Source organism: Vibrio sp. TRT 2004 (assembly GCF_050113735.1).
Lineage (GTDB): Bacteria > Pseudomonadota > Gammaproteobacteria > Enterobacterales > Vibrionaceae > Vibrio.
On the sequence record NZ_JBNJOH010000092.1, the window covers coordinates 1 to 2,975 of the forward strand.

The 2,975-nt window shown below is 42.1% G+C and carries 1 protein-coding gene and 1 pseudogene; one reads left to right on the forward strand and one right to left on the reverse strand.

The genetic code is table 11. From position 1 onward, the window contains the following. Positions 1 to 677 precede the first annotated feature (677 nt). A pseudogene (locus ACQEXR_RS19810) lies at positions 678 to 1,902 on the forward strand (IS4 family transposase). Positions 1,903 to 1,961: 59 nt separating this feature from the next. Here the strand turns inward: ACQEXR_RS19810 and ACQEXR_RS19815 are convergent. Beyond that, positions 1,962 to 2,717, reverse strand: a complete 756-nt coding sequence (locus ACQEXR_RS19815; protein ID WP_427020997.1) for a 4'-phosphopantetheinyl transferase family protein — start codon at positions 2,715 to 2,717, stop codon at positions 1,962 to 1,964. Positions 2,718 to 2,975 lie beyond the last annotated feature (258 nt).

The window sequence follows — 2,975 nt, forward strand, 5'->3', positions numbered from 1 at the left end:
TTTAACAACTTTCTTCTGAATGATATAGCCTATGGACATCGCTGCAATCACGGCCATAAACACACCAAATGTAATCACACAGAATTCAGGACACTCTCCCCAGTTAACTTTGAACAGCAAAATGTCGCTTAATGAAGTGTCCAGTCTGAGTGGCGCAGATCAGTAGCTTCTTTAATATCGCTTCTTTTCTTTCTGTTGGAATACGAGACACTATTCACTCTTTACGCCCCAAACTGGTTAAATTTTAACAGTGACAACTATCCTGCCAGAGGGGGCCTTCGTTACATCGTCAGAACCGCTACTTTATTCAGGCTCCTAGGTTCATCTGGTGATACAGATAGTTCACTCGTTGAGCGGTGAACAGCGCTTCATACGACTTTACGTCGCACGCCCCAAACCTTGTTAGATTTGATACTCGTTTGAAATTTACGAAGCAAAGTTTGCCTTAGTATTCCTTATTAATAACTAGAAAGGTGGTACTTTACAGCCCTATAACCGATGTGGTGTTGATGGGTTCGCAGCCTTGTGTCGTCATCAGCAAAAACGAGAGCCTCGTAGCGGAACTATGTTCTGAGGAATCCCCTGATGATTTAGATAAAAATCATCAAGTTAAGGTAGATGCACATCTTGTCATGTGATCAAATGGTTTCGCCAAAAAACAACAACCAAACAACAAGATGCGCGAACTCAATATCTTACATGATTCTCTCTACCAATTCTGCCCTGAACTGCACTTAAAGCGACTTAATGGCTTAATGGCTTAATGGCTTAATGCTAGCTTGCCGAGCATTGCTTGATAGCAAAACCCTTACGCTCACCGAACTTGGTCGCAACTTGCCTTGCCAAGCTAGAACTAAGCACAATATAAAGCGGATGGATCGTCTTTTAGGTAACCACCACCTGCATCAAGAGAGACTTGCCGTTTATCGTTGGCATGCTAGCTTTATCTGTGCGGGTAACCCCATGCCAGTGGTTCTCGTCGATTGGTCTGATATCCGTGAACACAAGAGGCTTATGGTGCTCCGAGCATCAGTGGCGCTACAAGGACGTTCGGTCACTTTATATGAAAAGGCCTTTCCACTTTCAAAGCAGTGTTCTAAGTCAGCTCATGGCCAGTTTTTATCTGATCTGGCGAGCATTTTACCTTCCTCTGCGACCCCACTCATTATCAGTGATGCTGGATTTAAAGCGCCATGGTACAAGTCTGTTGAAGAGCACGGATGGTACTGGCTGAGTCGAGTAAGAGGTAAAGTACAATTTGCTGAACTCGGTGCCGAAAATTGGCAGCCAGTCAGTAAGTTACATAGCAAAGCCTCTAGCAGAGCCAAAAGTCTTGGTTACCAAAAGCTGACCCAAAGCAATGCCATCAACTGCCAAATAGCGCTGTATAGAGCATTGCCTAAAGGCCGTAAGAATCAGCGTTCTACCCGAACAAACTGTCACCATCCATCGCCGAAAGTGTACTCTGACTCAGCAAAGGAGCCATGGGTATTGGCAACTAACTTACCAACGGCGGCTCGTACTCCCAAGCAGTTGGTGAGGCTTTACGCAAAGCGCATGCAGATAGAGGAAACCTTCCGAGACTTAAAGAGTCCCGCTTACGGATTAGGCCTACGTCAAAGCCGCACTAGTTGCCCCAAAAGGTTCGATATTATTTTGCTGATAGCTTTAATTCTGCAACTCATGTTTTGGCTGGTAGGAATACATGCACAGCAACAAGGGTGGGATAGGCACTTTCAAGCGAATACAGTCAGAAATCGAAATGTCCTGTCTACCGTTCGATTAGGTATGGAAGTCCTCAGGCGACCAGACTACGAGATTACTACACAACACCTCTTAGCAACGGCCATGGCTCTAGCTGAGCAGCTCTTAAAAGATGGCTATGCACTGGCGAATTTATGAGGGGATCCCTCAGAACTATGTTTGGGTTTACCAACCACCGTCGCAGATCTAAATTATAACTAATAAGGCAAAGGAAGATTTATTGCCCAAACATTCTCTAACGGAACCATTTGAAATTGCCGTATCTGATATTCTTCCGTTTTTGGAGACCGGATGCTTACAGCTATTCGATGAGATGGAGAACCTGAAAATAACCAACTTTGCCAGTTTTTCGGATCGTCTTTTCTCATCGAGTTGAAGATAATTTCTATATGAGCTTTATCTTCCAAATTGAAAGTAAAATGACTCAACGCTTCTCCAACCCCCTCTCCACAGGCTTTTAAATAAGATTCTTTTAAAGTCCAGAGCTCAAAAAAAGTTTCTCTCCGTTGCATCAAAGGTAAGGTCAACAATCTTGCTCTTTCACTATCACAAAAGAAGTGTTTGCTAAAATTATCAATCTGTATTTCTCTCTGTGTATACTCAACATCCACTCCAATATCATTCACCAAAGTTACAGCACAAACAATAAAGTCATATGTATGGCTTAGATTAAATCGTATCGGTGTTTGTATCTTAGATATTTCCGGCTTACCTTTACATCCAGTCCTAAAAAACACGCTCTCTGGGGTAATGCCTAAGTACTTTGATAGCAATACTCTAATAAATACTCTTGTTATTAACGCGGTGTGTCGTTGAGTTTCCGAACTGAAGCGTTGTATTTGTTCTATCTCTTGATCTGTGAGTATTTTTAAGTACTCACTAACCAGATTGCATCCTTTAATCTGGGTGGGTCTCGCAACCCAAATATCAATACATTTTTTTGGCAGTTTCAAATCACAACCTTAACAATAGTAATTAATAAGTTGATAGAGTATTCATACAGTATGTCAAATTTAAGAAACACAGTAGTTTTGGACTTACTATCATCAAAAATTTGTTTTTTACTATACCCCTGATCATTGAAGATGCTTGATTTTATTTAGAATCAGGATCATGCTACGAACCATGAAAATCACACTGACTTCTCAACAGAAACTGCAACTCGAACAAATGCACGATTCTACTCGTGATGGTCGAGTGCGTGACCGTAT